The sequence below is a fragment of the Spirillospora sp. NPDC052269 genome (genome assembly GCF_040679435.1).
In the GTDB taxonomy this organism is placed as follows: Bacteria; Actinomycetota; Actinomycetes; order Streptosporangiales; family Streptosporangiaceae; genus Spirillospora.
The window spans coordinates 23076-48436 of sequence record NZ_JBFAUU010000013.1; the positions used below are offsets into that span (position 1 = coordinate 23076).

The window sequence follows — 25361 nt, forward strand, 5'->3', positions numbered from 1 at the left end:
AACGGCGGCGTTCGCCGTCCGCGACCGATTTAGCCGCTTCCCGGCGCCGCCACCACGGAGGCAACGGCTCAGGCGCGCCTGCGGATCGGTGCGTAGGAGTCCACGTACTCCTGCCCGGAGAGCTTCTGGATCGCCTGCATGACCTGGTCGGTCGCGTGCCGGACGTCCTCGCGGTCGCGCTCGGCGCCCGTGAACTCCAGGGGCTCGCCGAAGCGGACCTCGACCCGGCCCGGCCTCGGGAGGGTCTGCCCGCGCGGTTGCACGCGGTCGGTCCCGACGATGCCGACCGGGATCACCGGCGCGCCCGTCCGCAGCGCGAGGCGCCCGACCCCGGTGTGGCCCCGGTACAGGCGTCCGTCGGGGGAGCGGGTGCCCTCGGGGTGCAGTGCGAACACCTCTCCGCGCTCCAGGACGGCCGCCGACGCGTCCATCGCCGCCACCACCGCCCGTCCGCCCGCGCGGTCCACGGCGATCGCCCCGATGCCGCGGAAGCACGCCGCCTGAGCCCGGCCCAGCAGGCCCGGCCGCGTGAAGTACTCGTGCTTGCCCAGGAAGAACACCTGCCGCGGGACGACCAGGGGCATGACGAGGGAGTCCCACACCGCCAGGTGGTTGGCCGCCAGGATCACCGGTCCGGACCGTGGCACATGGTGCAACCCCGACACCTGTGGACGGAACGCGACCCGCAGGGCGGGTCCGAGGAGAACGTACTTTGCGAGGGGGTAGACGAGGCGTTCGGGGTCCATGCCTAAAACGCTAGGTTGTGCCCACAAACGCCCGCCCTGTTGGGGTGATACAAGTCGGCGGGGGGGAATTTTGTAGGATCCACTACTTGTCAAGGTGGGTCATGGGCGGAAAGCCCGGTAGCTGTAGGCAAACAGAGCCGGTACGCATGTTCCTCCGATGCGTACCGACTCCCATACGTGCCGAACCAGCGGCGCCCCCCGTGAGCGCCCGCTCGTGCGCCCGCGCTGGAAGCGGCCGTGTCAGCCGCCGGCGCTGGCCATGGCGGCGCGCTGCTGGCGGACGGCCTTGCGCAGCCCCGGGGCGGCGGGCCCGGTGCGGGCCGTCAACTCGGCGATCCGGGCGCGGTGGCGACGGTTCTCGGACCTCGGGACGACCGTCCGGACCTCGCCCGCCGCCGCCAGCGCGACCGCCGCCGCGTCCAGGCTGTTCACGTGCGCGACCGGGCGTCCGCGCAGTGCGGAGGTCACGCCGCCCGACAGCGTCTTCAGCACGCGCGGGTCGCGGATCTCGATCCCGGTGGTGGGGATGAGCCCCAGGACGCGGCGCGGACGCAGCCGGATCCAGCCGCCGCTCTCCAGCTCGTCCCGGACGGTCCGGACCATGGCCCGCGCGTCCTTGCGCACCCAGTGCTGCCAGGGGCGCGGCCGGGAGGCTCCGATCTGCGCGGCGACCCCGTACGGGTCCGGTCCGGGTGTTCCGGCGGCGGGCTTGCCGCGCTCCTCGCCGAGTCGCCCGTCCAGGTAGAGCTCGGTGAGCGCGGCGGCCCGCAGGACGAATCCGAGCCGTTCCCCGCGCAGTGTCAGGCGCCGCTTGCGGGTGTCGTAAGCCAGCAGGAACATCCGCTGGGGCAGTGTCTCCGGGATCTGGACCATGTGACTCGACCTCTACTTTCCGGCTCTACTCCGGCCGGGTGCTCCGGCGCTCCGGCCGGGCCTTCCGGCCCTACTCTCCGGGCGGGTCTCCCGTGGGCTCCCCGTCCGTCCCCGTCCCGGCGGAGTCCTCACCGCCGTCCTCGTCCTTGGCCGGACGCCCCGGCCTCCGCATCCGCCCCGCCTCCTTCGGCATCCGGCCCGCGTCCGCGAGCGCGCGCCGGAGCAGGAACTCGATCTGGGCGTTGGTGCTGCGCAACTCGTCCCCGGCCCACCGCGTCAGCGCGTCGTGCACGGCGGGATCGAGCCGCAGCAGGATCTTCTTGCGCTCGGTGGCCACGGCTTACTGGTAGAGGGATCCGGTGTTGACGACCGGCTGGGCGTCGCGGTCGGCGCAGAGCACCACCAGCAGGTTGCTGACCATCGCGGCCTTGCGCTCCTCGTCCAGCTCCACCACGTGCTCCTCGTCGAGCTTGGTCAGGGCCTGCTGGACCATGCCGACCGCGCCGTCCACGATCTTCTGCCGGGCCGCGACGACCGCGCCCGCCTGCTGGCGCCGCAGCATCGCCTGGGCGATCTCCGGGGCGTACGCGAGCCGGGTGATCCGGGACTCGACGATCTTCACTCCGGCGGACGCCACCCGCTGCGCGATCTCCTGCGACAGCTGGGCGGTGATCTCGTCGGCGTTCTCGCGCAGCGAGGTCCGGTCGGCGGCGTCGTAGGGGAAGGCGCCCGCGATGTGCCGGACGGCCGCCTCGGTCTGGAAGGCGACGAACTCGACGAAGTCGTCCACCTCGAACACGGCGCGCGCGGTGTCCTCGACCTGCCAGACGACGACCGCCGAGATGTCGATCGGGTTGCCGTCCAGGTCGTTGACCTTTGCCATGCCCGTCTCGTGGTTGCGGATCCGGGTGGACACCCGGCGGCGCGAGGTGATCGGGTTCACCCAGCGCAGGCCGTCGGTGCGGACCGTCCCGCTGTAGCTGCCGAGGAGCTGCAGGACCCGCGCCTCGCCCGGCGCGACCGCCGTCAGCCCCGCCGCGAGCGCGAGGCCCGCGAGGAAGACCAGGACTCCGGCGACGACCGCGACCACCGACCCCACGCCCTTGGACCCGACGCCCCCGGCGAAGAGGGCGACCCCCGCCAGGATCACCAGCAGGGCCAGCCCCGCCATCGGCCATCCGCCCATGTCGCGGGCGGGCCGCTCGGCGACCTTCGGACGGGGCATCTCCACCTGTGCTGTTTCCATCACGCCTCCTTGGCTATGGCATCAATCTAGCAAAGTGATATCACTTTTTCCAAGGGGGGTGACGCCGACGGCCCGCCGGAGCGGGCCGAATGTGGCGGATCCGCCAGGTCAGCGGACGGTCTCGGCCCGCGCCTCGTCCCCGGCCCGGTCGACGGCGCCGCCCTCCGCGTCGTCCTCGATGACCTTCGGGACGGACCGGAGCGTCACCAGCGCGGCCGCCGCGACCAGTGCCGCGAACCCGGCGCTGCACACCAGGGCGGCGTGCATGCCGTCGGTGTACGCGCCCCGCGCCAGGTCGGTGACCTGCGACCCGAGCCGCGGCGGTAGCGAGGCCGCGACCCGCAGCGCGGCGGGCAGCGAGTCGCGGACGGCGTGCCCGGCCGGCGCGGAGAGCCCGTCCGGGACGGTGATCCGGTCGCGGTACACCGCGGTCAGGACGCTGCCCAGGACCGCCATCCCGAGCGCCCCGCCCAGCTCGGTCGCCGTCTCGGAGATCGCGGACGCGGCGCCCGAGCGGTCCTTCGGCACCGACGCCAGGACGGTGTCGCCGGTGACCGTCAGCGCCATCCCCATCCCGATGCCGGACATCGCCATCGGCAGCACCAGCGTCCAGTAGGCCGTCCCGCCGTCGACCAGCGTGAACGAGGCGTAGGCCGCGGCGGCGATCGCCAGCCCGGCGGCCACCGTCCGGGCCCGTCCGATCGCGTTGATCAGCGGCGGGGCCAGCGCCGCGCCGCCGACCATCGCGGCGACCGCGCCGGGCAGCCCGGCCAGCCCGGACCGCAGCGGCGACCAGCCGTACACCATCTGGAAGAAGATCGAGAAGATGAGGGACTGCGCGATCAGGGCGAACATCGCGAACATGTTCGTCGCGATCGCTCCGCTGAAGGCCGCCCGGCGGAACAGCGACATGTCGATCAGCGGGTGCGCGGCGGTCAGCTGGCGCCGGACGAACCACACCAGGGCCACCAGTCCGACGGCGAGCGCGATCCCGATGCGGAGGTGCGCGATCCCGTGCGCGGCGGTCTCCTTGATCGCGTACACCGGGCCGAGGACGCCGATCACCGACAGCGGCACGCTCGGCAGGTCCAGCCGTCCGGCGTCGGGGTTCCGCGACTCCGGCAGCACCAGCAGGCCCAGGAGCAGCGCGACCAGCATCACCGGCACGTTGATCAGGAACACCGAACCCCACCAGAAGTGGTTCAGCAGCGCGCCGCCGAGCAGCGGCCCGAGCCCGACCGCCAGGCCGCCGACGCCCATGAACATGCCGACGGCCATCGTCCGCTCCTTCGGCTGGACGAACACGCGCCGCACCAGCGAGAGCGCGGACGGCATCAGCGTCGCCCCGGCGGCGCCCAGCACCGCCCGCGCCACGATCAGCCACTCGGCGGACGGCGCGTACGCGGTCGCGGCGGACGCGGCCGCGAACGCCGCGACCCCGCCCAGGAGCACCCGCTTGTGCCCGAGCCGGTCGCCGAGCACGCCCATGGTGATGAGCAGTCCGGCCAGCGCGAACCCGTACGCGTCCGCGATCCAGAGGATCTGCGTGGCCGACGGGTCCAGATCCGCCGACAGCTTCGGCACCGCCTGGTTCAGCGCCGTCATGTCCACGTTCGGCACGAGCGCCACCAGGGCGCAGACCGCGAACGTGCCCCACTTGCGAGCCTTGGTGATTTCCATGGCCCGGACTCTCGGCCACGGCTCGCACCGCCCACGCACCAACCGCGCACCGCCGTCGGTGCGCGGTTGAACACCTGATCGGACGCGGGGTGCCTACCCGTCGGACAGGGCCGTGGCCTTGGCGTCCTCGGGGGAGAGGTCGGCGCCTCGCTGGCGGAGCTTCTCGAACGCCTCGTCCCCGAGGGCCGCGCGGACGCCGGATACGACGCGGGCCAGGTCAGGGTCGGCGGCAGGCAGCAGACCCGCCAGCGACGTGGACGCCCCCACCAGCAACGCGGCGCGCTCAGCGTTCCCCTCGGCAAGGGCGACGCTCGCCAGACCGAGCGCCGCCTCCGCCCGGTGCATGAAGATCGGATGCTCGAACGCCAGGGACAGCCCCTCGCGATGCAGTTCCCGCGCGCGCACGAGGTCGCCCTCACTCGCGGCGATCCAGCCGAGGCCGGACTTCGCGGCGGCCTTGGTGGCGATGGCGAGGAAACGCTCGGACGCGTACCCGGTGAGCGCCGTCTCGAGCAGCCGCCGCGCCTCCGCCATGTCGCCGCTCAGCCTGGCCACCCGGCCGAGACCGACGTAGGCGGCGGCGGTCTTGTCCGGGGTGCCCGCCCGCAGGCTCAGCTCGCGCGCGGCCTCCAGGTCCGCGCGCGCGGCCGCGAGGTCGCCGTTGTGGACGTGCACCTCGCCGCGCCGGGAGAGCAGGTCGGAGGTGTCCTCGAGGGCGTCCAGGTCCCGGGTCAGGGTCAGGGCCTCGTTCAGCAGCCGCAGCGCCCGCTCGCGGTCGCCGAGCCGGTCGGCGATGTGCGCCTGCGGGTCCAGGGAGTTCGCGACGCCCCAGCGGTCGCCGAGCGCGCGGAACCCCTCGACGGCCGCCGAGCAGGCCACCTCCGCCTCGACCAGCTCGCCGCGGAACTGCAGCATGTACCCGTCGCTCATCTTGATGAGCGCCTGCGTCCACGGCTCGTCCTCGATCCAGTCGGAGTAGGCGGGCAGCGAGTCGGGATCAGGGCCCGCGGTCAGCGCCCACAACACCATCATCGAAGGGTGCCGAAGCCGCCGGCGGATGTTGTTCACCAGCTCGGTCGCGCGTTCCAGCCAGACCGTCGTGCGCGGCCCGGACGCCCCGGACGTCAACGCGTTGGCGACGCACAGGACGTACTCCTCGTCCAGGTCGGACGGAACGTCCGCGCCGAGCTGGACGAGGAGCTCGCCGATGAGGGGTGCGGCGTCCACCCGGCCGCGCAGCCACCAGTACCAGGACAGCGCCGCGACCAGCCGCATCCCGCTTCGCGGGTCGTTCCGGACCGCGTGCCGCAGGGCGGCGTGCAGGTTGCCGTGCTCGTCGGTCATCCGCGCCAGCCACTTCAGCTGGTCGTGCCCGCGCAGCTCGGTGTCGGCGCGTTCGGCCAGGTCGAGGAAGTACCGGACGTGCGCGGCCCGGATCTCCGAGGTCTCCCCGGCCTCGTCGAGCCGTTCGGCGCAGAACGCCCGGATCGTCTCGAGCATCTGGAACCGCACCCCGTCGGACGTCCGGACCAGCGACTTCTCCGCGAGGCCCTCGAGCAGCCACTCGGCGTCGGGGACGTCGCTGACGGCCTCGGCCGTCTCCCTCGTCCAGCCGCCGGAGAAGACCGACAGCCGCCGCGCGAGGGTCCGCTCGTCGTCGTCCAGCAGGTCCCAGCTCCACCCGACGACGGCGCGGAGCGTCTGGTGCCGGGGCGCGGCGGCCCGGTTCCCGCGCGAGAGCAGCCGGAACCGGTCGTCCAGCCGCGCTGCGACCTCGGCGACCGGCAGCGACCGCAGCCGTGCCGCCGCCAGCTCGATCGCCAGCGGCAGGCCGTCCAGTGCGGCGCAGATCCGCCGGACGTCGCCCGCGTTCTCCTCGTCCACCATGAAACCGGGACGGACCGCCTCCGCCCGCTCCACGAACAGCCGCACCGCCGCGAAGTCCGCCGCCTCGTGCGCGCCCGCGTCCTCGGGAGGCAAAGGCAGGGGTGGAATGGGGCACAGCATCTCGCCGGTCACCCCGAGCGCTTCACGGCTGGTCGTCAGCACACGCAGTTCCGGGCAGGACGTCAGCAGCAGGTGCGCCAGCCGTGCCGCCTCTTCCACGACCTGCTCGCAGTTGTCCAGGACGAGCAGGACGCGCCGCCCCGAAAGCCCCGCCACCAGCCGTTCCACGGGATCGGAGACCTGGTCGTCCCGCCGCATGCCGAGCGCTCCGACCAGTGCCGGAGCCACCTCTTCGCCAGCGCCGGCCGTGGCCAGCTCGACGAAGCAGACCTCGCCCTGCTGCCGTGTGGCGGCCTCCACCGCCAGCCGCGTCTTGCCCGCACCACCCGGCCCGAGCAGCGTCACGAACCGGCCGTTCGCCAGCATTTCCCCGATGCGCCGCAGCTCATCGTCCCTGCCCACGAAGCTGGTCAGCTGCGAAGGGATCGTCCGGACGGCCGCCGGCAATTCGACCTCGACCGCTACTGGCGCGTCCATAGGCGCAGCGCTCGGAACGGGCTTTTCGAGGTCGCCGCGCAGGATCGCCACATGCAGATCCGCCAACTCGCCGGACGGATCGGCCCCCAGCTCCTCGGCCAGAACCTGCCGCGCGTTCTCGTAGACCTCCAGCGCCTCGGCCTGTCGTCCGGTCCCGTGAAGCGCGCGCATGAGGAGTCCTCGTGCGCGCTCGCGAAGCGGATGGGCCTCGACAACCTGCCGCAGCCGCTCAACCGCCGCGCCGGGCATACCGGCCGAGACCTGGGCTTCGGCCAAGTCCTCAAGGGCTGCGACGCGTGCCTCCTCCAGTCGCGCCGCCTGTCCTTCAGAGAAGGGCGCCTCTCGGACGTCCGCCAGAGCGGGCCCCCGCCACAGGCCGACCGCCTCCTCCAGCAGTTCGACGGCCAAGGCCGCCTCCCCACGGCTGAGTGCGCGCCGTCCGTCCTGGGCCAGCTCGGCGAATCGCAACGCGTCCACCTGCGCGCCAGGGGCATTCAGCCGGTACCCGGCCGGATGCCCCTCGACCAGCGACGCGTCCCGGAGCCCACGCCGCAGCCGCGAAACCTGCGACTGCAACGCGTTGACCGCCCCGGCGGGCGCGTCCTCGCCGTACAGCCCGTCGATCAGGTGCTCGGTCGTCACCACCCGTCCGGCGGAAAGCGCCAGCATGGCCAGTAGCGCGCGCACACGAGGCCCGCCCACAGCCACGCTCTCCTCGCCGAGTCGCGCCTCGACAGGTCCCAGAACACCGAACTCCATACGGGCAATACTCCCGTATCGGGCGCGCGCTAGTGCGAGACCTCGACCCTGGAATCCGACCGATCCGCAACCGTGGGCTGCACCCGACGCCGGGGGAGCACCAGATAGGACAATCCCAGTCCGGCCAGGCTCAGCACCGCTCCCGCCAGCCCGGTCCAGCGCGCCCCGACATCTGCGATGACGAGACCGCCGACCACGGATCCCACCGCGATCCCGATGTTGAACGCCGCCACGTTCACCGAGATCGCCAGGGTGGGCGCACTGCCGGCGTACTTGAGCAGCAGGCTCTGCAAGGTCGGTGTTGTGGCCGAGGCCAACAGCCCGAACGCCAGCACTCCCACAACAGCGCCGACCTTCCACGGCAGGGCCAACGCCACTACGACGAGCACGATGGCCAGCCCGCCGAACGTCCCGCGCACTGTCCGCTCAAGAGAGCGGTCAGCGAACCGTCCGGCCGCCAACCCGCCCACCAGACTGCCGATGCCGTACACGACCAGGAGCCCGGAAATGGCCGCCGCGCCGAACCCGGCGACGTCCCGCAGCGACGGCGCCAGGTAGGTGAACACGCTCGACACGGCCGCCATCCCGACCGCCGTGGTCGCCACCACGAGCAGGACGGGCCGCGAGACCACCGTCCGGACCTCGTCCCGAACCCGTGTCTCGCTCCTCTCACCCGTCGGCAGCAGAATCCCCAACGCCACCGCCATGACCAGCGCCAACCCCGCGAGCACCGCGAACGGCGCCCGCCACCCGGCGCTCTCACCGATCAGCACCCCGACCGGAACGCCCAGCAAGGTCGCCACGGAGAACCCGGCCGCCACGCCCGCGATCGCCGTCCCGACGCGCTCCGGCCGCACGACCTTGGTGGTCAGCATCAACGCCAGCGTCAGGAACGCCGCGTGGCTCAGCGACGCCATCACGCGTCCCAGGATCAGAACCCCATAGGACGGCGCGACCGAGCACAACGCGTTCCCCGCCGCGAACACCACCAGCAGCCCCACCGCCAGCGCCCGCCGCGGAAGCCGGACCGTGGCCGCGGTCACCAGCGGCCCGCCCACGACGACACCCAGCGCGTAGGCGGTGACCGACTGCCCGGCCACCGCCACCGAAACTCCCAGGTCAGAGGCCACCTGCGGCAACAACCCGGCCACGAGGTACTCCGACGTCCCCACCACGAAAACGCTCGCGCCCAACGCCGCGAGCAACACGAAGATCCTGCTCATGCGACGTAAACTAAAGTTTCACACCTATGTGAGAGTCAAGGGAGCGTCCCATGCGCATCGGCGAGCTGTCCCGCCACACCGAGGTCTCCGAACGCCTCCTCCGCTACTACGAGGAGCAGGGCCTCCTGACCCCCGAACGCCTCCCCAGCGGCTACCGCGAGTACGCCGCGCAGGATGTCGAGACCGTCCGGCGCATCCGCTCCCTGCTCGCCGCCGGCCTCAACACCGCCACCATCGCCACCGTCCTCCCCTGCCTCGAAGGCGACCCCCACCACCTCACCCCCACCTGCCCCAACCTCCTCGCCGACCTCCACCGCGAACGAGCCCGCATGACCGCCGCCATCGAAGCCCTCGAAACCTCCCGAGCCCTCCTCGACACGGTCATCGCCAGGAAATAGCGCCGCCGCCGCCGATCGCTCGTGCGCGCGCGGCACGCCTTTGGCAGACTGGGCCCGTCCGGGGGGACGATTGCCAGAGGCGGAGGCTTCGAAGGCTGATGGGTGCGTCCACCGAGAACGTCTTCACCGGCAGTGCCAACAAGGTCCTGATGGTCGCGCATGCGGACACCATCGTGAACAACTACGGCACGCACCTGGACACAGCGCTCGCAAGGTTCACCCTCCCGGCAGCCCCCGCGCCCTTCGTCGACCGCGTCCCACAAGCTCGCAGCCTGGACGAGGCTTGGGAACGCCCACGCGAACCCGGCACGCCCGCACTCGTCCTCCTGCGCGGGCTCTCAGGCATCGGACGGCGGTCACTCGCCCTGCGCTGGGCCCACGACCACGCCGACCACTTCCCCGACGGACGGTTCTTCCTCGACCTTCCCGCGACAGGCGGACGCGCCGCCGCCTCACCGGACGACCTGCTCGCACCTCTCCTCCGCGCCAACGACGTCCCCGAGGACGCCATCCAGCGCGAGGGCGCGATCCCGCTCTGGCTGCGCGCGACGGCCGCGAAGCGCGTGCTGCTCGTCCTGAACGGCGTCGAACTCCCGGGACAGCTCGCGCCGTTCCTGCCGCCGTCCAGCGCGTCCATGGTCATCGCCATCACCGACCGCGACCCCGTGCCGCTGCTCGCCGAGCACGGCTGCGACGACCTCCCGATCGGCGAACTCGAGGACTGGGCGGGCCGCGAACTGCTCCGCACCGTCGCGGGCGCCGACCACATCGACGCCGACCCGGATGCCGTGGACGACCTCCTGCGCCTCTGCGAAGGCCACCCGGAGACGCTGCGCCTCGCCGCCGCGCACGTGGCCGCCGGCAGGCGTGGAGTCGGCGCGGCCGTCCGCCGGTTGCGCCGCGACCTGGCCGGGAACAGTGTGATCATGACGCTGGGGGAGGGCGCGTACGAGTCGCTTCCGCCGGCCGCCCAACGCGGGTTCGCCCTGCTCGGCCTGCATCCCGCGGCCGACGACCGGTTCGGGACGGCGGCCGGGCCGGTCTCGTTCGTCCCGGCGGCGGCCGCGGCCCTCCTCGGCACCGACGAGGACTCCGCCCTCGACGTGCTGGACGCCCTCGCCGATCACCAGCTGCTGCGCAGCGAGAACGACCGCTTCCACATGCCGGACCGCATCCGGCGCCACGCCAACGCCACCGCGGCCATCCGCCTGCCCGAGGACGAACGGGACGCGGCCGTCCGCCGCACGATCGAGTGGTACCTGACGACGGCTGCCGCGGCTGACCGCACAGCGAACCCCTACCGTCCGGTCTTCGGGACGGTCTACGACACCTTGGGCCCGTCACCGTTCGGCACGAAACGGCGCGCACTGAACTGGCTGCAACTCGAACACCCGAACCTCTGCGCTGTCGCCTACACCTCCTACGACCGCGGCTGGCACGACCTAACGGTTCAGCTATGCGAAGCCCAGTGGGCGCTCCAGCTTTCGGCCCGCCCCTACGGCACCTTCATCCCCGTCCTGGAACGCGGCTTGGAAGCCGCCGAAGCCTTGGACGACGCACGCTGGCTGTTCCGCCTGACAACGCAGCTTGGCCGCGCCTACTTCGAGACCCGGCAGTTCGCTGCGGCCCGATCCGTCCTCGCCAGGGCCCGGGATGCCGCACTCGACACAGGCGACCCCCTCAACCTGGCCTCAGCCGAGGAATTCATGGGCCGGGCCTACCTGGACGCAGGCGACTACGCAGATGCCCGCCCCTACCTCGAACGAGCACGTTCCCTGGAGGAACGGCACGACCGTCCCCGTGGCGTGGCCATCAACCTGCACCACCTCGCACGCGTGTCCCTCGGCCTGGGGGAGTGGGAATCCGCCATCGCCTACGCCACCGAATCCGGCGAGCGTTTCGCCAACGTCCGCGACCACAACGGCGACATCAAGCCCGACCAGTACAACCAGGGCCGCACCCTCTTCACCCTGGGCCAGGCCCAAGGACAAGCCGGCCGCACCCCTGACGCAGTGGCCACCCTGAAATCAGCCCTGGACATCATGCGGGACGAAGACCGCCCCTACCAGCAGGCCGAAATCCTGGAAGCCCTGTCCCGCTTCGCCGACCCAGCCGACAGGCCGTCCTACCGCGAACAGGCGATCGCCGCCTACGACCGCGTCCACAGCGAACGCGCGGACCGCCTCCGCGAGGAACCCCTCAGCTGACGTCCACGTCAATGACACGTTCCCCCAAGCGCAACCGCTTCGGCATAGGCCGCCTATAGGCCAGCGAACCCAGCACGCCCAGATCCGGAACATCGGCGCGCAACTTCAAACTGGCCCCATCCCGGAGCCACACCACACACCCGTCGTCCTCAACGTCCGCGACCACCGAACAAGAAGGCAGCAAGGCGAAAACCCGCTCAGGCGCCACACCCGCCATCGGCCCAGGGGAACCTGCCCGACGCACAAGAACACCTGCGAACCCGCGTGCCCGCATATCGGTGCAGGCATCCTCCACAACAACATGGGCGGACTCCCCAAGCCGAGGCACCTCGCCCATCAGCGGCACCCGCTCGACCCGTCCGTCCGCGTCGCACGAAGCAACCAGCACCCCGGGCCCGTCCACGCCCCACTCGGCCCGCTCAACCTCAGCAGGCGGAACCGGAACCACCCGAGCCGGCCGCTCCGGCTCGGGCAACCCCATCAGCCGGTACATGGCCTCCCGAAGAACGGCAGCGGCCTCACCTCGCCGCTCGACCGCCAACCCCGCGAACAACTCACCCAGCGCCGGATCATGCCGCCTCATCGCGTCCTCAATCTGAGGACGCAACGGAACCCCATCCCGAAGCCGAGGCGCCACGTCGGCCAAAACGTCCATCGCCGTCCCCGGCGAGATGTCGTCCTCGTCATAAGCGGCAAGCACAGTCGGACGCCCCAGAGCAGCCCCGTACAACGTCACAGACCCGTGATCCCCGACCACGCAATCCGCCGCCGCAAGCGCGGCCCGCCACCCCTCCCGAGGCGGAATCAACAACAATCCAGCCCGCCGACAATCCGCGAGCCACGACCGAACCTGCCAGGCCCCATGCCCATGCCACACATTCGGATGCACGACCGCCGCAACCCGATACTCGTCCACGGGCAGTTCACGCAACAGCCGCCCCACAACCGAGGGATCAGCACCCAGCAACGAAGTAGAGCCCCAGGTGGACGAAACAACGACCAGCCGCTGCCCGTCCCGAACCCTGAGCCGCTCCCGATAAACGCGGCGCCACTCACCACTCGCCGCCATCCGGTCGAAGCAGACGTCCCCCGCGACCACGGCGTGCGGCACAGCCTCCGGACACGACTCCTTCAGCCGGACGAGCTGCTCACCATGCGACAACACCAAAACGGCCGGAACCACCCGCCCACCCCGGACGAGCTGCTCCTCCCCAAGCCCGTAGACCGTTTTCCGTTTTCCGTTTTCCGTTTTCAAATACTTATTGTAACCAATGCCATGTGGCATAACAATAAGCGGCGCCTTGACCAGATGCAGATCCCCACTGCTGGACGCGCTCAACGCCAGATCAAACGACTCCCTGACCGCCTGCTCCCAGGGAATGACCAGCGCCCCGACGTCCCGCAGAAACTCCTCAACGCCATCCGTGAAAGCCGAAGCCGGAATCCGCGTGTAAACGACCTGCGCCCGCAACTCGTCCTCAAGAACGGCGAGCACATCCAGCAGCCGCCCCAACGCCGTCACCGAATGCACGACGACCAGAACCTTCTTCGCCCCCGCAAACGTCGACCAGCGATCGGCATCGGCCCCCACAGGAACCCGCGCGAACCGCTGCGAGCCCCTTTCCGCCGTCACACAATCCTCCACCGCTCGCGTCCCAAGTCTCCCAGCACTGTAGCCGCGAGGTGGAAGTACCGGATTCGGCTCCGACGGATGTCAGGCGGAAGGCGCGTCTCCGGCTCCAGAGGTGTCCGCCAGAAGTCCGGCGAGGAATTCCTGCGTCTCAGGATCGGTGGCGTGGATGACGGTCCCTGACATCCCGCGGGTCAGGAGAACCTTGTAGATGTTCCGGATGTGCTGCTCGACCTGGCTGTCGGAGACGCTCCTCCTCGCCAGCACGGGGTCCTGGTTCTCCTCGCGGACGGTGACCAGCCGCCCGTGCCGGGCGATCAGATCAGGCCCGATGATCACTCCCGACCAGTCGTACTCGAAGCCCTGCGCGGTGTAGACACAGCCGATCTGGTCGAAACCGCCGTCCATGGTCGCCCACAGGGCACTGGGCGGGGCCTGCCCCACCGCCCGGTCGCCCCTGACGTTCCACGGACGCGCCCAGTCCCCGATCCTGACGTCCGGAACGAGAGTGTTGCCCTCGCCCAGCTTGCTCCACGGCCAGCAGTACCCCGCCGAGATCCGGGCGGTCCCACCGCCGCGCGTCCTCTCCCGCAGGGCATCCTCCAGTTCGGCGGGCGACTTCGCCAGGACGACCTCGAAACCGCCGTCCCCGGCCCACGGGTGGGGCTCGCCGTCCTCGTCGCGGAGACCGAGCAGGTCCAGCACCCACCGTTCGTACTTCGCACTGCCGCCGCACCGCCACTGACCGTCCAGATCGACCTGGTGCACCCGGAACCCGAGGTTCCGCGCGTGGCTCCGGATGGCCTCGACCGTCCCCGTCTCGCCGGGCTTCACCACCTGGTGCTCGTCCAGGAGGAACACCGGCACCCGCGCGGCCGCGATCAGTTCGTCCACCTGCGGGCGGCCGGTGCGTTGCGCAGCGCGCGTGAACCGGTTCTCGGAGGTCTCCCTGATGCGGTGTGCCTCGTCGCAGATCAGGACGTCTAGCTCGTTCTTCTCCGCGTCCATGAAGCTGTTGAAGTACGTGAAGAGCTCCTGCATCCGCCGGTCGCCCTTGCCGACGTGCTTCCGCATCGTCTGGGTGAACGAGCGGGATCCGGTGGCGTGCAGCACCGAACGTCCCTGCCGGTTCAGCTCGCCCAGGAGCGAGAGCGCGATCACGCTCTTGCCGCTGCCCGGCCCGCCGGTGATGACGACGATCCGCTTGGTGTCCGAGCGGTACGCCTGCCGCACCGCGTGCATGACCATCTCGTAGGCCACACGCTGCTTGTCCAGCAGGACGAACTGCTCCCGGTTCCTGATCTCTTCGGCCGCCGCCTCCATGAGCTTCTTCGACGGCGCGATCGTGCTGTCGAGCAGCCGGTCGGCGGCTCCGGCGCCGGGCTCCGGCGCGAACTGGGCGCGCAGGTAGTCCAGGAACGCGCCGCGCCGCGTCTTGGTGAACATCCGGGTCCGCTCGTCCTGGACGAGATCGAACAGGTCGTTCACATTTCGGTCCTCGGCGTTGTGCAGGTAGGCCACGCCCCGCACCGATTCGGGCTCGTCGTGGACAGCGGCCACGGAATTCGTGATCGCGTCGCAGTAATCCCGAACCTGGAGCAGCGGATGCTCCGCCTCCCGCGTGTAACCGGGGACGACGACCAGCTTCTCGTTCTCCTCGAACAGCCCGGCCTGGCTCCACTGCTTCAGCTCGACGACCACATAGACGTCGCGGCCGGTCCGCCGGTCCATCCCGGCGAGCACGACATCGGCGCGCCTGTCGCTGCGCGGCATCTTGTACTCGACGAGCATCTCGACCTTGCCGAGACCCGCCTCCACCAGGTCACGCGCCAGCACCGGGAGGCTGCGGCGCCAGGACTTCCGTTCGCTCTCGCCCGCCCCGCGCCCCGTCATCGCTCTCAGGTGGTCGTTGATGATCCCGACGAGCTGTCGCTCGATGGGCGACGCGATAAGACTTTCGGCGGACGTGCAGAAGGCCGTCGACACGAACCAGCTCCCAGGCAGCACGAATTCCTCGTGCGGCATGGGAGCGTGTCCGCCGACCGTCCTCAGGGACGCTCAGCAGAAGCCCGTCGGGCCGCTAACGCTTACGCGAAGAGATTATCGGTGGAAACCGACCTCAGGTAGGCCGAAGCGGAGGGGCTTTACGCGCGGACCCCCGATAGGTCTCGGCGTCGTACCGCAAAGCCCCCTCCGCCATCTTGTCGGCTGCGGCCTCCAGCAGATCGACGCCCAAGACATCGGCCAGCCGCGTCAGGTAGGAGAACACATCGCCCAACTCGGCCCGGACCCGCGCTCCCGCCTCCGGATCGTCCATCACCCGGACGCTCTGCTCGGGCGTGAGCCACTGCAACTCGGCGACCAGCTCGCCGATCTCACCCGAGAGCGCCATCGCCAGATTCTTGGGCGTATGGAACTGCTCCCAGTCCCGCTCGGTGGCGAACTCCCGCAACCGCCCGGCCAGCTCTTCAATGCTCTCCACCGAACCAGGCTAGTACGCCCCTCCCGGCCCAGAATCCAACCAGGACGCGCATGTCGCCCTACTTGCGAAGGTGGGCGAGGACGCTCTGCCAGTCGTCCTTGGTGAACACCAGTGGTGGAGTGATGCGCGGCGCCTTGGTGTCACGCACGCCGATCGCGCCGTCCGCGGCGCGGCCAGCCTCGACACAGTTGCCGTTGGGTTCGCTGTGGCTCGACTTGCGCCAGCTCGTGTAGTTCTTGGTCATGCCTCCGATCCTGTCTGCTCTGACAGCTGATCGGCCACCAGTCCGAGGAAGACGAGGCTGTCTTCCGGAGCCAAGGCCGCACCCTGAAGGCGCCCGTAGATTCCGGTGTATCGCGCGATTTCGCTGCGCTTGCCGAGGACGACGTCGGCGGTGACGTTGTCTACGACCGCGAGTGGTGCATCACCGGGTTCCTGGAACGTGTAGAGCGAGAAGGTGGCCTTGGGCAGAAACCCGCCCGGCACCCGAGTGCCGGTTTGGAGGACGCGGACCGTGATGCGTTCGCTCCCGGACACGACGGCGGCCACGTGGCGGAGTTGCTCGGCCATGACGGCAGGCGGGATGTCCAGCCGCCGGATCATGACTTCATCCAGCACGGCCTCGTAGATCGGGCCGTCCGTATCCAGGAGATGACGCTGGCGGCGTGCTCGTGCCTCCGCCATGCGCTCTGGTTTGTAGGGGAGCGGTCCTTGGAGAGCGTCGAGTTCGACCATGGCTTGGATGAACCCGGGCGTCTGGAGGATGGCGGGCATGCCCGTTTGTGTGTACTCGCGGATGGTTTCGGCCGAGTCCTCGAGGTCGGCGTAGAGCTTCTGGCGGGGGCCCATGGTGTCGCCGAACCTGTCCCACCAGCCGCGCTGCCCGGCCTCGCGGGCGAGTTTGACGAGCCGGTCGTACTGGCGGCCCTCAACGCCGAGGAGTTCGAGGATGTTCATGATCTCGCCCAGGTCGGGGCGGACCTGGCCGTTCTCCAGACGGGTGATCTTCGTTCGGGACGCGTAGACCAGGCGGCCCACCTCGTCGGCGGTCAGGTCCCGGTCTTCGCGGATCTTGCGTAGCTCCGCGGCCAGACGGCGGCGGCGGACGTAAGGGCTGGGCAAGGCCGTTCCCCCTTTGAGCGGACCGATGCTACGGAATGTGCCGAGCGATGACGCTCTGCGTTCGGTCGCAGTGTGCAACCGAACGCGGCCGTCTGCTGGGACTCAGGTGAAATCGCAGGTCATCGAGCGGAATTCGACGACACATTCGCATGCGCCGAGACAGAACGTGCGTCGATCGCACGTGCGGGATTCGCACGTGCGGAACCGAACGGTGCCGATCGACGCCCCCTGGACCGGATCGCCGTGCATGCTCCGCCACGACGAGTGACGATGTGCGGCAGACGTGCGGGAACTCGCACGTCGACCCCGCTTCCACCGGCATTTCGAGGTGTCAGATGTCCCTGGAGTTCTTCTCGCCGTCCGAATCCCCGTCCATCGCGCAGCGCTGGAGTCGCGCGTTCGCCGGGGAGGCGGAGCAGGCGTCGGCGGTGCGCCGCTTCGTCTCCGTCCTGATCGGTGACTGCCCGGTCCTCGACGACGTGTTGCTGTCGGTGGACGAACTCGTCGTCAACGCGCTCCGGCATACCAAGTCCGGCGGTCCCGGCGGAGCGTTCACCGTCGAGATCCGACGCGACGGCGGGACGGTCGCGGTCGCCGTCCGGGACCAGGGCGGGCCGACCGAACCGGCCGTGCCCGCTTCCGACGACCTCGCCGAGTCCGGATGCGGCCTGCGGATGGTCTCGGCGCTCGCCGCCGGGTGGGGTTGGTTCGGTAGCGAGCGGTCCCGGACGGTCACGGCCATGTTCTCCGACAGCGTCTCGGTCACGTGGAACGAGGCGGCATGACGCCCGAAGCCGTCCATCGGCAGACCGCCGAACGCGTCCACTCGGCGATGGCCGCCGCCATGCGCGCCGAAGCGCAGCGTATCGGCGCCGCCGCACTGAATGCTCGCCTGGGTCGTCCCGACGCCGACTTCGCTCGCGAGGCCCGCACGTTGGTGCTGGCGCTCGCGGTGGCGCTGACGTCGGTGCTGCACGTCCATCGCCGCGGCACCGACCCATATGGCGAAGGCATGTGCCTGAGCTGCGGAAGTCGGGAGTGCCGCACTGTCCGCGTCATCGCCGAAGCGCTGGCCGCCTATCAGCTTCGTCCGGCGGCGATCGATCGGGCCGAAGCGTGGCGACGGGCCGACATGTGGTTCGTCCGCAACTGCTCCGATCGCGTCGCGTTGACGGTCGAGGAGTTCGACGCCGGGTTCGTGGCACGTTCCAGCGCCCACCAGGACGTCCTCGTCCTCGATCGAGCGCGCGGAACCCTTACGCGATGGCCATCGTTGCCCACGGCCGAACTCGTTGAGCAGTACGCCCAGTACCGGGACCGGTGCTGACCTGCGTGACCGTCGGTCAGGCGGGGATGGGGCCGCCGTCGGATTCGCCTTTGCGGTTGGGGTCGTCCTCGAGGTACTCGTCTTCGGGCCAGAGGTCGTTGGCCAGCCAGGCGAGGTACTCCTCGTCGCCGGGCGGGAGCTCGGCGGTCATGGACTCGGGGTAGGAGGGGTGGGGCTCCGGAGTGCGCAGGGGCATGGCGCGGAGGAGGCGCGGCAGGCACATCGTGGCGAAGAGACCGGCGAGCGTGGCAAGGACCAGAGCTGCGATCAACCCCTGCCGTCCTTCCGTGCGTAAGGAGCAAAACACTTGAACGCTACTAGACGTACCTATCGGACGTCGGGGCGACATGCCGCGCGTGTGGGAGTGATCTTGCGAAGTTTCACCGGTGTTGGACCATGCCTCGGTCTGAGGTTGGAGCCCGGAGGCCGGACGCACCGAGGCGTGGCGGGGGCAGAATCGCCCCGTGATCGAGAACGGTGAAGGGCGACCGGAGCCTGTCGAAGCGGCTCGTGGGCTCGCCGAGCGGCTCATCGCCGACGGTGTCATCGTGCGTGACCGCGACGGCCTGGGGACGCGCCTCCAGGAGGAGATGCGCGACCGGCTGGCCCAGGGGCCGGCCGAGGCGAGCCCAGCCGAACTGGACGAGGCGCGCTACCAGGTCGCCGACCCTCGCCTCCCTTGATCGCTGGAATTTCCTGATCCGTCGCGGCAGCGGCGCGGGGGAGGGAGGCACAATCGTGCCTATGGGCGAAGTAGTCACCTACTGTCGTATCTGCGAGCCGCTCTGCGGGTTGACGGCGACCGTCGAGGACGGCGTCGTGACCGCGATCCGCGCCGACCGGGCGCATCCGCTGTCGCGGGGCTTCGCGTGTCCGAAGGGCATCGCGATGGCCGAGGTGCAGAACGATCCGGACCGGGTCGTCCAGCCGTTGCGGCGGACGCCGGACGGCGCCTTCGAGTCCGTGACCTGGGACGAGGCGCTGGGCGACATCGCCTGGAGGCTGAACGCCCTGCGCCGCGAGCACGGTGGCGACTCGATCGGCTGGTACTTCGGCAACCCGGCCACGTTCTCGTACACGCATCCGCTGTGGCTGAGCGGGTTCATGCGCGCGCTCGGCTCGCCTCACCTGTACTCGGCGGGTTCGCAGGACACCAATAGCCGGTTCGCCGCGAGTGCCCTGCTCTATGGCGCGCCGCACCTCGTCCCGCTGCCCGATATCGAGCGGACCGATATCCTGCTGATGCTCGGCGCGAACCCGCTCGTCTCGCACGGGAGCCTGGTCAGCGTGCCGCGCATCCGGGAGAGCCTGAAGGGGATCGTCAAGCGGGGCGGACGCGTCGTCGTCGGCGATCCGCGCCGGACCGAGACGGCACGGGCCTTCGAACACCTGCCGATCGCGCCGGACGGCGACGCCTGGCTGCTGCTCTCCCTGCTCAATGTCCTCTTCGACGACGGTCTCGCCGACATCGACACCTGCGTCCGGCAGAGCCGAGGGCTGGCGACCCTGCGCGCCCTCGTCCGCGACTTCCCGCCCGAGCGAACGCAGGCGCACAGCGGGGTCGCCCCGGACGCGGCGAGACGGCTGGCGCACGACCTCGCCGCCGCGCCTCGCGCCGTCGTTTACGGGCGGACCGGAACATGTCTCGGCGCGCACGCCACGCTCGTCGCGTTCCTCATCGACGCGGTCAACGCCGTGACCGGCAACCTCGACAGTCCCGGCGGCGCGATCTTCGGTGAGTCGCCGCTCCCGGTGGACGAGATCGTCAAACTTTCCGGCCTCGGCACCTACGGTCGCACGCACTCGCGGATCGGCGGCTTCCCCGACGTCCTCGGCACCTTCCCGGCCGGGATCGTGGCCGACGAGATCACCACACCCGGCCCGGGACGGATGCGCGCGCTGATCGTCTCGGCGGGCAACCCGGTGCTCTCGGTCCCCGGCGCGAGAGCGCTCGACGCCGTACTGGACGAACTCGACCTGCTGGTCTGCATCGATCTCTACGTCAACGAGACCGGCCGCAAGGCGGACTACGTCCTGCCCGCGACCACCTTCCTCGAGCGCGAGGACTTCCCACTGCCCTTCCTGCAGAACTACCTGACCCCCTACGTCACCTGGACCGAGGCCGTCGTCCCGCCGCGCGGCGAGGCCCGCCAGGAGTGGGAGGTGATCGACGAACTTGCCACCCGCATGGGCATCGGCATCGGCGGCGGTCCGCAACGCCTCGCCCACCGCCTCGGCCTGCGTCCGTCCCCGCGCCTGATCGTGGACATGCTGCTGCGATCCGGCCCGCGCGGCGACAGGTTCGGGCTCCGTCCGAACGGCCTGAGCCTCCGGAAACTCCAGAGGAACCCGCACGGGATCGTCCTCGCCGATCACCAGCCGACCGGACGCCTGCGAAGCCGCATCACCCATCCGGACCGCCGCGTCCACCTGGCCCCGGACGAGATCGTCACCGAGATCGAGCGCCTCCAAGCCGCCCCGCCCGCGCCCCCGCATCTGCCGCTCCGCCTGATCGGCCTCCGCGAACCGCGCTCGCACAACTCGTGGATGCACAACGCGCCGTCCCTCATGCGCGCGCGTACGCACGCCGCACGGATCCATCCGCAGGACGCCGCCCGCCACGGCCTCGAAGACGGAACGCTCTGCGAGATCACGTCCGCGCACGGGACGATCCGTCTCCCGGTCACGATTACGGACGAGGTCACTCCCGGCGTCGTGGCCGTTCCGCACGGGTGGGGACACGAGGGTGGCGGCTGGCGCGTCGCGAACGCGAACGGCGGCGCGAACGTCAACGTCCTGGCCTCACCAGAGCCCGACGACCTGGAGAAACCGGCGGGGATGGCCCGGCTGAACGGGATCCCGGTGAAGGTGGTGCCCGTGGGGCGGGAATCGAACATGGAGGACGCCGGGGCGCGATCCGGGCGTCCAATTACGGACACAGTGAATTAATGATCACCAGGGGCCAAAACCAGCCCTCTTGGTCAACTCTTTACCTTCGTGTTTTGATCGCTCAGGAAAGCGGGTCCGACGGGTCCGAGTCGTTCTCCACGTCGAGTCCGACCACCGAGGCGCATCCGGTGCAGATCCACTCGGCCACCACCGCCTCGGGCTCGTTGCCCAGTCCGAGCGCGTGGTACGGCTCGGCGACCGGCCGGCGGTGCATGCCGTGGCCGCAGGATGAGTGCAGCAGCCGTCCGCAGCGGGGGCACGGCCACACGTCCTCCCGGCGCAGCAGGCAGCTCGGGCAGTGCGGAACCTCGGTGAGGTCGAGCATGCCGAGCTCGTGCCGCCACTGCTGTTCCAGGTCGAGGTAGTCGTCGGCCGGCCAGTGGTGGTCGGCGAGCCAGGCGAGGTACTCCTCCGCGGCCGGCTCCAGCTCGGCCGTCAGGGACTCCGGATGCCCACCGGAGTCCGTCCCGGTGGCCTGACCGGCCGCGACGGCGGGGTGCGGACGGGGCGCGGCGCGCCGCAAGGCGGCCAGCAGCGTCAGCAGGCCGGCGATCACGATCACGGCCAAGACCATCGCGGAATCCTTTCATGATCGTGCTGCGGGGAAGTCGGATCATGAATTCACTTCACAAAGCCGAGCGAACGCTATCGGAAAGAGTCTTATCGGAAAAGTCGATCACCATGGGACGGGAATTCCGATCATGAAAGGATGATGTCCGAAACTCCGCTCATCTTCGTCCATAACCCGTATATCGAACAATCGGGACGCCCTGCGCCGCAACCCGGGTCACCCGCCCCCGGGGGTGGGGTTTTCCGCAGGTCGCGGCCTCCGGAAGACCCGAGGGGAGTGGGCGGTGGACCTCATGGTGCGCCGGAACCGCCGTTCCTAGCGTTGAGACCATGATCGAAACGACGACGGGATGGACGGCCGCCGCAGCGGCGGCCTCGGCGGGCGAAGGCGGCATCACCGGCTGGGCCACCGACCTAATGGAACGGCTCGGCGCACCCGGCGCGGGCATCGCGATCGCCCTGGAGAACCTGTTCCCGCCGCTGCCGAGCGAGGTGATCCTCCCGCTGGCGGGGTTCACGGCGGCGCGCGGCGACATGAACCTGATCGCGGCGCTCGTCTGGACGACGGTCGGCTCGGTCCTGGGCGCACTGGCGCTCTACGGCATCGGCGGCGCGATCGGCCGTGACCGGGTGCGGGCCATCGCGGCCTGGCTGCCGCTGGTGAAGGTGGAGGATCTCGACCGCACCGAGGCGTGGTTCATCCGGCACGGCACGAAGGCGGTCTTCTTCGGCCGGATGATCCCGATCTTCCGCAGCCTGATCTCCGTCCCCGCCGGGGTGGAGCGGATGCCGCTCGGACCCTTCCTCCTCCTGACGACCCTGGGCAGCGCGCTCTGGAACACCCTGTTCGTGATGGCCGGGTACTGGCTGGGCGACAACTGGCACGTCGTCGAGGAGTACGTCGGCGTCTACAGCAAGGCGACCCTGGTGGCCGTCGTGCTGGCCGCCGCGGTGTTCCTGGCCGTCCGGATCGTCCGGAACCGCCGCTCCCGCGCCACCCACCCCGACGCCAACGCCACCCGCCCCGACATCCCCCTCCCACCCCACAGCCACCGCGCCCCCAAGCACCGCGCCCACGACCACTCTGTTCACAGCCATCGCGCCCAGGACCATGGCGGCCGTGAGTCCCGCTGGGACGCCGGGTACGGTCGCACCGAACCTCCGCATGACCTCCCGCCGTCCCGCCGAGTCTGAGGAACGTCCCATCTCACGCCCCGTCCCACGCCCCACCGGCGACGCACCGGAAGACCGACGAGCGACAGGCTGGCGAGCCGCCGGACGGATGCTGAGCCGGACGGCCGCGGGCCTCGCGCTCGGAACGGCGACCGCCGTCATCACCATCCCGCTGGCTCCCGTCCTCCTCCACGCGAAGTCCGCGCGGACGATGGCGGAGCTGGAACGGCGCAGGCTCCTCACGTTCTTCCGCGCGGACGCCCCGCCCGCCGATCGGGACCCGCGCCGGGCGGCCGCCTACCTCCTCGCGCGAGTGCCGATCGGGCTGCTCGGAGGCGTGATCCTGGCGCTGTGCGGAGCGGGCGTCGCGTCCGCGATCCGCCTGGCCGTCGGATGGTGGATCACCGGACGGAACCTGGACCGCATCCCGCCCTCGCCGACGATCGTCCTGTACTTCGCGCTCGTCGGGATCGTCCTGGCGTTCCTGGCCGGGCAGGGCCTCGCCGGCGTGGTGGCCGCGGAACGACGGCTCGCGGCCCGCTTCCTCGGCCCCGACCAGCTGGAGGCGTATCGGCGGCGCGTCGAGGAGTTGGCGGCGAGCCGCGCCGAGGTCGTCGCCGCCGTGGACGACGAGCGCCGCCGCATCGAACGCGACCTGCACGACGGCGTCCAGCAGCGGCTCGTCGCGCTCGGCATGCTGATCGGCCGGGCCCGCCGCGCGGACGACCCGGACCGTGCCCGCGACCTGCTGCTCCAGGCGCACGACGAGTCGCGCCGCGCGCTGGAGGACCTGCGCGAGACGTCCTGGCGGGTCTTCCCGTCCGCGCTCGATTCCGAGGGCCTCGCCGCCGCGCTCGAAGCGGTCGCCGAGCGCGCCCCGTTCCCGGTGGACGTCGAGGTCGCCCTGGACGCGCCGGGCCGTCCGCCGCGCGAGGTCGAGACGGCCGCGTACTTCGTGGTCTGCGAGGCGGTGACGAACGCGGCCAAGCACGCCGGGGCGTCCCGGGTGTCGGTCCGGGTGACCGGGGACGGCAGAATCCTCGTTGTGAGGATCATCGACGACGGGACGGGCGGCGCCGAGCCGTCCGGCGGCGGCCTGCGCGGACTGGCCCGCCGCGCGGCGGCGCTCGACGGGACGTTCACCGTGGCCAGCCCGCCCGGCGGCCCCACCGAGATCACCGCGGAGCTGCCATGCGCCTGACCCCGCACCGCCCACGCCGAGGACGACCATGCGCGTGATGCTGGCCGAGGACTCCGCGCTCCTCCGCGAGGGCCTGGTACGCCTGCTCGCGGAGGAGGGGCACGAGGTCGTCGCAGCGGTCGGCGACGCCGACGCGCTGCTCGCCGCCGTCGCCGCCGACCCGCCGGACGTGGTCGTCGTGGACGTCCGCATGCCGCCCACGCACACCGACGAAGGACTGCGCGCCGCGCTCGAACTCCGCAGGACCCGTCCGGACGTGGGTGTCCTCGTCCTGTCGCAGTACGTGGAGCGCCGGTTCGCCACCGAACTGCTCACCTCCAGCGCGAACGGCGTCGGCTACCTGCTGAAGGACCGCGTCGCGCAGGTGGACGAGTTCCTGGACGCCCTGGACCGCGTGCACGCGGGCGGCGCGGCGTTCGACCCGGAGGTCGTGCGGCGGCTGCTCGCGGGCGCCGACCGCGAACGCGCCGACCCCCTCTCCGGACTCACCCCGCGCGAGCGGGACGTCCTGGCCGCCATGGCCGAGGGCCTGACGAACGCGACGATCGCCGAACGCCTGCACGTCTCGCAGAGCGCCGTGGAGAAACACGCCAACGCGATCTTCGGCAAGCTCGGCCTGGGGGAGTCGTCCGGCTACAGCCGCCGCGTCCTGGCCGTCCTCCGCCACCTGGGCGCGTGACCTCCGCCGCACCCGGACCGCCCGCCGAACTGGCAGGCTGACCACCACGGAAACCGACCCCCACCGACGGAGGAGAACGGCATGACGGACAGGCTCGACTGGATCCCCGCGACGGAGCGTCCCGACCTGCTGGCCGAGCCCGTCGCGGCGGCCATCGCGGACGTCCAGGGCGCCAAGGTCGCCGAGATCGACCCCGAGCTGGCCGACACCGCCGCGTTCTGCGAGCGCTATGGCGTCGGGATGGAGGTCAGCGCGAACTGCGTGGTCGTCGCGGCCAAGCGTGGCGGCGAGGTGAGCTACGCGGCGTGCATGGTCCTCGCCACGGGCCGGGCAGACGTGAACGGCGTCGTCCGCAAGCACCTGGGCGCCCGCAAGGCGTCCTTCGCGCCGATGACGGAGGCGACGTCGCTGACCGGCATGGAGTACGGCGGCATCACCCCGGTCGGCCTGCCCGCGGACTGGCCGATCCTCGTGGACGCCGCGGTCGCCGAAGCCGGCGAGGTCGTGATCGGCGGGGGAGTGCGCGGGTCGAAGCTCCTCGTCCCGGGCAAGTCGCTGGCCGCGCTACCGGGCGCGGAGGTTCTCCCGTTGGCCCAGTAGGGAACGTTCCCG

Annotated in this window: 24 protein-coding genes; 10 read left to right on the plus strand and 14 right to left on the minus strand. The window is 70.8% G+C overall.

What is annotated here, in order from left to right:
- Nucleotides 1-68 precede the first annotated feature (68 nt).
- The 7 genes from AB0L06_RS26840 to AB0L06_RS26870 form a co-directional block, all read right to left on the minus strand.
- Nucleotides 69-746 carry a lysophospholipid acyltransferase family protein gene (locus tag AB0L06_RS26840; RefSeq protein ID WP_500233865.1) on the minus strand — a complete coding sequence of 226 codons (678 nt, stop codon included), beginning with the start codon at nucleotides 744-746 and terminating at the stop codon, nucleotides 69-71.
- Between the two features lie 240 nt (nucleotides 747-986).
- A complete protein-coding gene (locus AB0L06_RS26845) occupies nucleotides 987-1619 on the minus strand; it encodes a GOLPH3/VPS74 family protein (protein ID WP_500233866.1) in 633 nt (210 codons plus the stop codon).
- Between the two features lie 70 nt (nucleotides 1620-1689).
- Nucleotides 1690-1956, minus strand: a complete 267-nt coding sequence (locus AB0L06_RS26850; RefSeq protein ID WP_500233867.1) for a type II toxin-antitoxin system antitoxin — start codon at nucleotides 1954-1956, stop codon at nucleotides 1690-1692.
- A gap of 3 nt (nucleotides 1957-1959) precedes the next feature.
- Nucleotides 1960-2865: an SPFH domain-containing protein gene (locus AB0L06_RS26855; RefSeq protein WP_500233868.1), complete on the minus strand. Its 906-nt coding sequence runs from the start codon at nucleotides 2863-2865 to the stop codon at nucleotides 1960-1962.
- Nucleotides 2866-2973: 108 nt separating this feature from the next.
- Complete coding sequence (locus tag AB0L06_RS26860) at nucleotides 2974-4545, minus strand: MFS transporter (protein WP_500233869.1); 1572 nt, start codon at nucleotides 4543-4545, stop codon at nucleotides 2974-2976.
- A gap of 93 nt (nucleotides 4546-4638) precedes the next feature.
- Nucleotides 4639-7788: an AfsR/SARP family transcriptional regulator gene (locus AB0L06_RS26865; protein ID WP_500233870.1), complete on the minus strand. Its 3150-nt coding sequence runs from the start codon at nucleotides 7786-7788 to the stop codon at nucleotides 4639-4641.
- Between the two features lie 29 nt (nucleotides 7789-7817).
- Nucleotides 7818-9011 (minus strand): MFS transporter, encoded by a 1194-nt coding sequence (locus tag AB0L06_RS26870; protein WP_500233871.1) that lies wholly within the window; start codon nucleotides 9009-9011, stop codon nucleotides 7818-7820.
- Nucleotides 9012-9061: 50 nt separating this feature from the next.
- Between AB0L06_RS26870 and AB0L06_RS26875 the strand changes: the two genes are divergently transcribed.
- Both AB0L06_RS26875 and AB0L06_RS26880 read left to right on the plus strand, forming a co-directional pair.
- Nucleotides 9062-9409 (plus strand): MerR family transcriptional regulator, encoded by a 348-nt coding sequence (locus AB0L06_RS26875; protein ID WP_500233872.1) that lies wholly within the window; start codon nucleotides 9062-9064, stop codon nucleotides 9407-9409.
- Between the two features lie 98 nt (nucleotides 9410-9507).
- Entirely contained in the window at nucleotides 9508-11616 is a 2109-nt protein-coding gene (locus tag AB0L06_RS26880) for a hypothetical protein (RefSeq protein WP_500233873.1), read from the plus strand.
- On the opposite strand, the gene AB0L06_RS26885 is transcribed toward AB0L06_RS26880, so the two are convergent.
- The 5 genes from AB0L06_RS26885 to AB0L06_RS26905 all read right to left on the minus strand — a co-directional run bounded on the left by AB0L06_RS26885 (nucleotide 11609) and on the right by AB0L06_RS26905 (nucleotide 16928).
- Nucleotides 11609-13249 carry a hypothetical protein gene (locus AB0L06_RS26885; protein WP_500233874.1) on the minus strand — a complete coding sequence of 547 codons (1641 nt, stop codon included), beginning with the start codon at nucleotides 13247-13249 and terminating at the stop codon, nucleotides 11609-11611. The two genes, AB0L06_RS26880 and AB0L06_RS26885, sit on opposite strands and share 8 nt — an antisense overlap.
- A gap of 81 nt (nucleotides 13250-13330) precedes the next feature.
- Complete coding sequence (locus AB0L06_RS26890) at nucleotides 13331-15271, minus strand: DNA/RNA helicase domain-containing protein (RefSeq protein ID WP_500233875.1); 1941 nt, start codon at nucleotides 15269-15271, stop codon at nucleotides 13331-13333.
- A gap of 94 nt (nucleotides 15272-15365) precedes the next feature.
- Nucleotides 15366-15728 (minus strand): nucleotide pyrophosphohydrolase, encoded by a 363-nt coding sequence (locus AB0L06_RS26895; protein ID WP_500233876.1) that lies wholly within the window; start codon nucleotides 15726-15728, stop codon nucleotides 15366-15368.
- Between the two features lie 58 nt (nucleotides 15729-15786).
- On the minus strand, nucleotides 15787-15972 hold the full coding sequence (locus tag AB0L06_RS26900; protein WP_500233877.1) for a DUF397 domain-containing protein: 186 nt from the start codon (nucleotides 15970-15972) through the stop codon (nucleotides 15787-15789).
- Nucleotides 15969-16928: a helix-turn-helix domain-containing protein gene (locus AB0L06_RS26905; protein ID WP_500233878.1), complete on the minus strand. Its 960-nt coding sequence runs from the start codon at nucleotides 16926-16928 to the stop codon at nucleotides 15969-15971. Before AB0L06_RS26905 ends, AB0L06_RS26900 begins: the two co-directional genes overlap by 4 nt.
- 257 nt (nucleotides 16929-17185) lie before the next feature.
- Here AB0L06_RS26905 and AB0L06_RS26910 point away from each other — a divergent pair, with 257 nt between their 5' ends.
- Entirely contained in the window at nucleotides 17186-17635 is a 450-nt protein-coding gene (locus AB0L06_RS26910) for an ATP-binding protein (RefSeq protein WP_500233879.1), read from the plus strand.
- Nucleotides 17632-18177: an SUKH-4 family immunity protein gene (locus tag AB0L06_RS26915; RefSeq protein WP_500233880.1), complete on the plus strand. Its 546-nt coding sequence runs from the start codon at nucleotides 17632-17634 to the stop codon at nucleotides 18175-18177. The genes AB0L06_RS26910 and AB0L06_RS26915 overlap by 4 nt, the downstream gene beginning before the upstream one ends.
- 16 nt (nucleotides 18178-18193) lie before the next feature.
- Here the strand turns inward: AB0L06_RS26915 and AB0L06_RS26920 are convergent, their stop codons facing one another.
- Complete coding sequence (locus AB0L06_RS26920; RefSeq protein WP_500233881.1) at nucleotides 18194-18448, minus strand: hypothetical protein; 255 nt, start codon at nucleotides 18446-18448, stop codon at nucleotides 18194-18196.
- Nucleotides 18449-18641: 193 nt separating this feature from the next.
- Here AB0L06_RS26920 and AB0L06_RS26925 point away from each other — a divergent pair, with 193 nt between their 5' ends.
- The gene (locus AB0L06_RS26925; protein WP_500233882.1) at nucleotides 18642-18860 is read left to right on the plus strand and encodes a hypothetical protein; all 219 of its coding nucleotides are present in this window, start codon (nucleotides 18642-18644) and stop codon (nucleotides 18858-18860) included.
- 61 nt (nucleotides 18861-18921) lie between these two features.
- Nucleotides 18922-21126 (plus strand): molybdopterin-dependent oxidoreductase, encoded by a 2205-nt coding sequence (locus AB0L06_RS26930; protein ID WP_500233883.1) that lies wholly within the window; start codon nucleotides 18922-18924, stop codon nucleotides 21124-21126.
- 61 nt (nucleotides 21127-21187) lie between these two features.
- Here AB0L06_RS26930 and AB0L06_RS26935 read toward each other — a convergent pair whose 3' ends face one another.
- Nucleotides 21188-21700 carry a hypothetical protein gene (locus AB0L06_RS26935; protein ID WP_500233884.1) on the minus strand — a complete coding sequence of 171 codons (513 nt, stop codon included), beginning with the start codon at nucleotides 21698-21700 and terminating at the stop codon, nucleotides 21188-21190.
- Between the two features lie 326 nt (nucleotides 21701-22026).
- On the opposite strand from AB0L06_RS26935, the gene AB0L06_RS26940 reads away from it, so the two are divergent.
- From AB0L06_RS26940 to AB0L06_RS26955, 4 genes are all read left to right on the plus strand, one after another.
- Complete coding sequence (locus AB0L06_RS26940) at nucleotides 22027-22890, plus strand: DedA family protein (RefSeq protein ID WP_500233885.1); 864 nt, start codon at nucleotides 22027-22029, stop codon at nucleotides 22888-22890.
- Nucleotides 22891-22978: 88 nt separating this feature from the next.
- Nucleotides 22979-24070, plus strand: coding sequence for a sensor histidine kinase (locus tag AB0L06_RS26945; protein ID WP_500233886.1), 1092 nt, complete (start codon nucleotides 22979-22981; stop codon nucleotides 24068-24070).
- 28 nt (nucleotides 24071-24098) lie between these two features.
- The gene (locus tag AB0L06_RS26950; RefSeq protein WP_500233887.1) at nucleotides 24099-24749 is read left to right on the plus strand and encodes a response regulator; all 651 of its coding nucleotides are present in this window, start codon (nucleotides 24099-24101) and stop codon (nucleotides 24747-24749) included.
- Nucleotides 24750-24830: 81 nt separating this feature from the next.
- Nucleotides 24831-25349 (plus strand): YbaK/EbsC family protein, encoded by a 519-nt coding sequence (locus tag AB0L06_RS26955; RefSeq protein WP_500233888.1) that lies wholly within the window; start codon nucleotides 24831-24833, stop codon nucleotides 25347-25349.
- The last annotated feature ends 12 nt before the right edge of the window (nucleotides 25350-25361 follow it).

Excerpts from the sequence above, each read along its gene's own strand:
- AB0L06_RS26840 (WP_500233865.1), bottom strand. The coding sequence starts at position 746 with ATGGACCCCGAACGCCTCGTCTACCCCCTCGCAAAGTACGTTCTCCTC.
- AB0L06_RS26845 (WP_500233866.1), bottom strand. The coding sequence starts at position 1,619 with ATGGTCCAGATCCCGGAGACACTGCCCCAGCGGATGTTCCTGCTGGCT.
- AB0L06_RS26855 (WP_500233868.1), bottom strand. The coding sequence starts at position 2,865 with ATGGAAACAGCACAGGTGGAGATGCCCCGTCCGAAGGTCGCCGAGCGG.
- AB0L06_RS26860 (WP_500233869.1), bottom strand. The coding sequence starts at position 4,545 with ATGGAAATCACCAAGGCTCGCAAGTGGGGCACGTTCGCGGTCTGCGCC.
- AB0L06_RS26865 (WP_500233870.1), bottom strand. The coding sequence starts at position 7,788 with ATGGAGTTCGGTGTTCTGGGACCTGTCGAGGCGCGACTCGGCGAGGAG.
- AB0L06_RS26870 (WP_500233871.1), bottom strand. The coding sequence starts at position 9,011 with ATGAGCAGGATCTTCGTGTTGCTCGCGGCGTTGGGCGCGAGCGTTTTC.
- AB0L06_RS26875 (WP_500233872.1), top strand. The coding sequence starts at position 9,062 with ATGCGCATCGGCGAGCTGTCCCGCCACACCGAGGTCTCCGAACGCCTC.
- AB0L06_RS26880 (WP_500233873.1), top strand. The coding sequence starts at position 9,508 with ATGGGTGCGTCCACCGAGAACGTCTTCACCGGCAGTGCCAACAAGGTC.
- AB0L06_RS26890 (WP_500233875.1), bottom strand. The coding sequence starts at position 15,271 with ATGCCGCACGAGGAATTCGTGCTGCCTGGGAGCTGGTTCGTGTCGACG.
- AB0L06_RS26900 (WP_500233877.1), bottom strand. The coding sequence starts at position 15,972 with ATGACCAAGAACTACACGAGCTGGCGCAAGTCGAGCCACAGCGAACCC.
- AB0L06_RS26910 (WP_500233879.1), top strand. The coding sequence starts at position 17,186 with ATGTCCCTGGAGTTCTTCTCGCCGTCCGAATCCCCGTCCATCGCGCAG.
- AB0L06_RS26915 (WP_500233880.1), top strand. The coding sequence starts at position 17,632 with ATGACGCCCGAAGCCGTCCATCGGCAGACCGCCGAACGCGTCCACTCG.
- AB0L06_RS26930 (WP_500233883.1), top strand. The coding sequence starts at position 18,922 with ATGGGCGAAGTAGTCACCTACTGTCGTATCTGCGAGCCGCTCTGCGGG.
- AB0L06_RS26935 (WP_500233884.1), bottom strand. The coding sequence starts at position 21,700 with ATGGTCTTGGCCGTGATCGTGATCGCCGGCCTGCTGACGCTGCTGGCC.
- AB0L06_RS26940 (WP_500233885.1), top strand. The coding sequence starts at position 22,027 with ATGATCGAAACGACGACGGGATGGACGGCCGCCGCAGCGGCGGCCTCG.
- AB0L06_RS26945 (WP_500233886.1), top strand. The coding sequence starts at position 22,979 with ATGCTGAGCCGGACGGCCGCGGGCCTCGCGCTCGGAACGGCGACCGCC.
- AB0L06_RS26950 (WP_500233887.1), top strand. The coding sequence starts at position 24,099 with ATGCGCGTGATGCTGGCCGAGGACTCCGCGCTCCTCCGCGAGGGCCTG.
- AB0L06_RS26955 (WP_500233888.1), top strand. The coding sequence starts at position 24,831 with ATGACGGACAGGCTCGACTGGATCCCCGCGACGGAGCGTCCCGACCTG.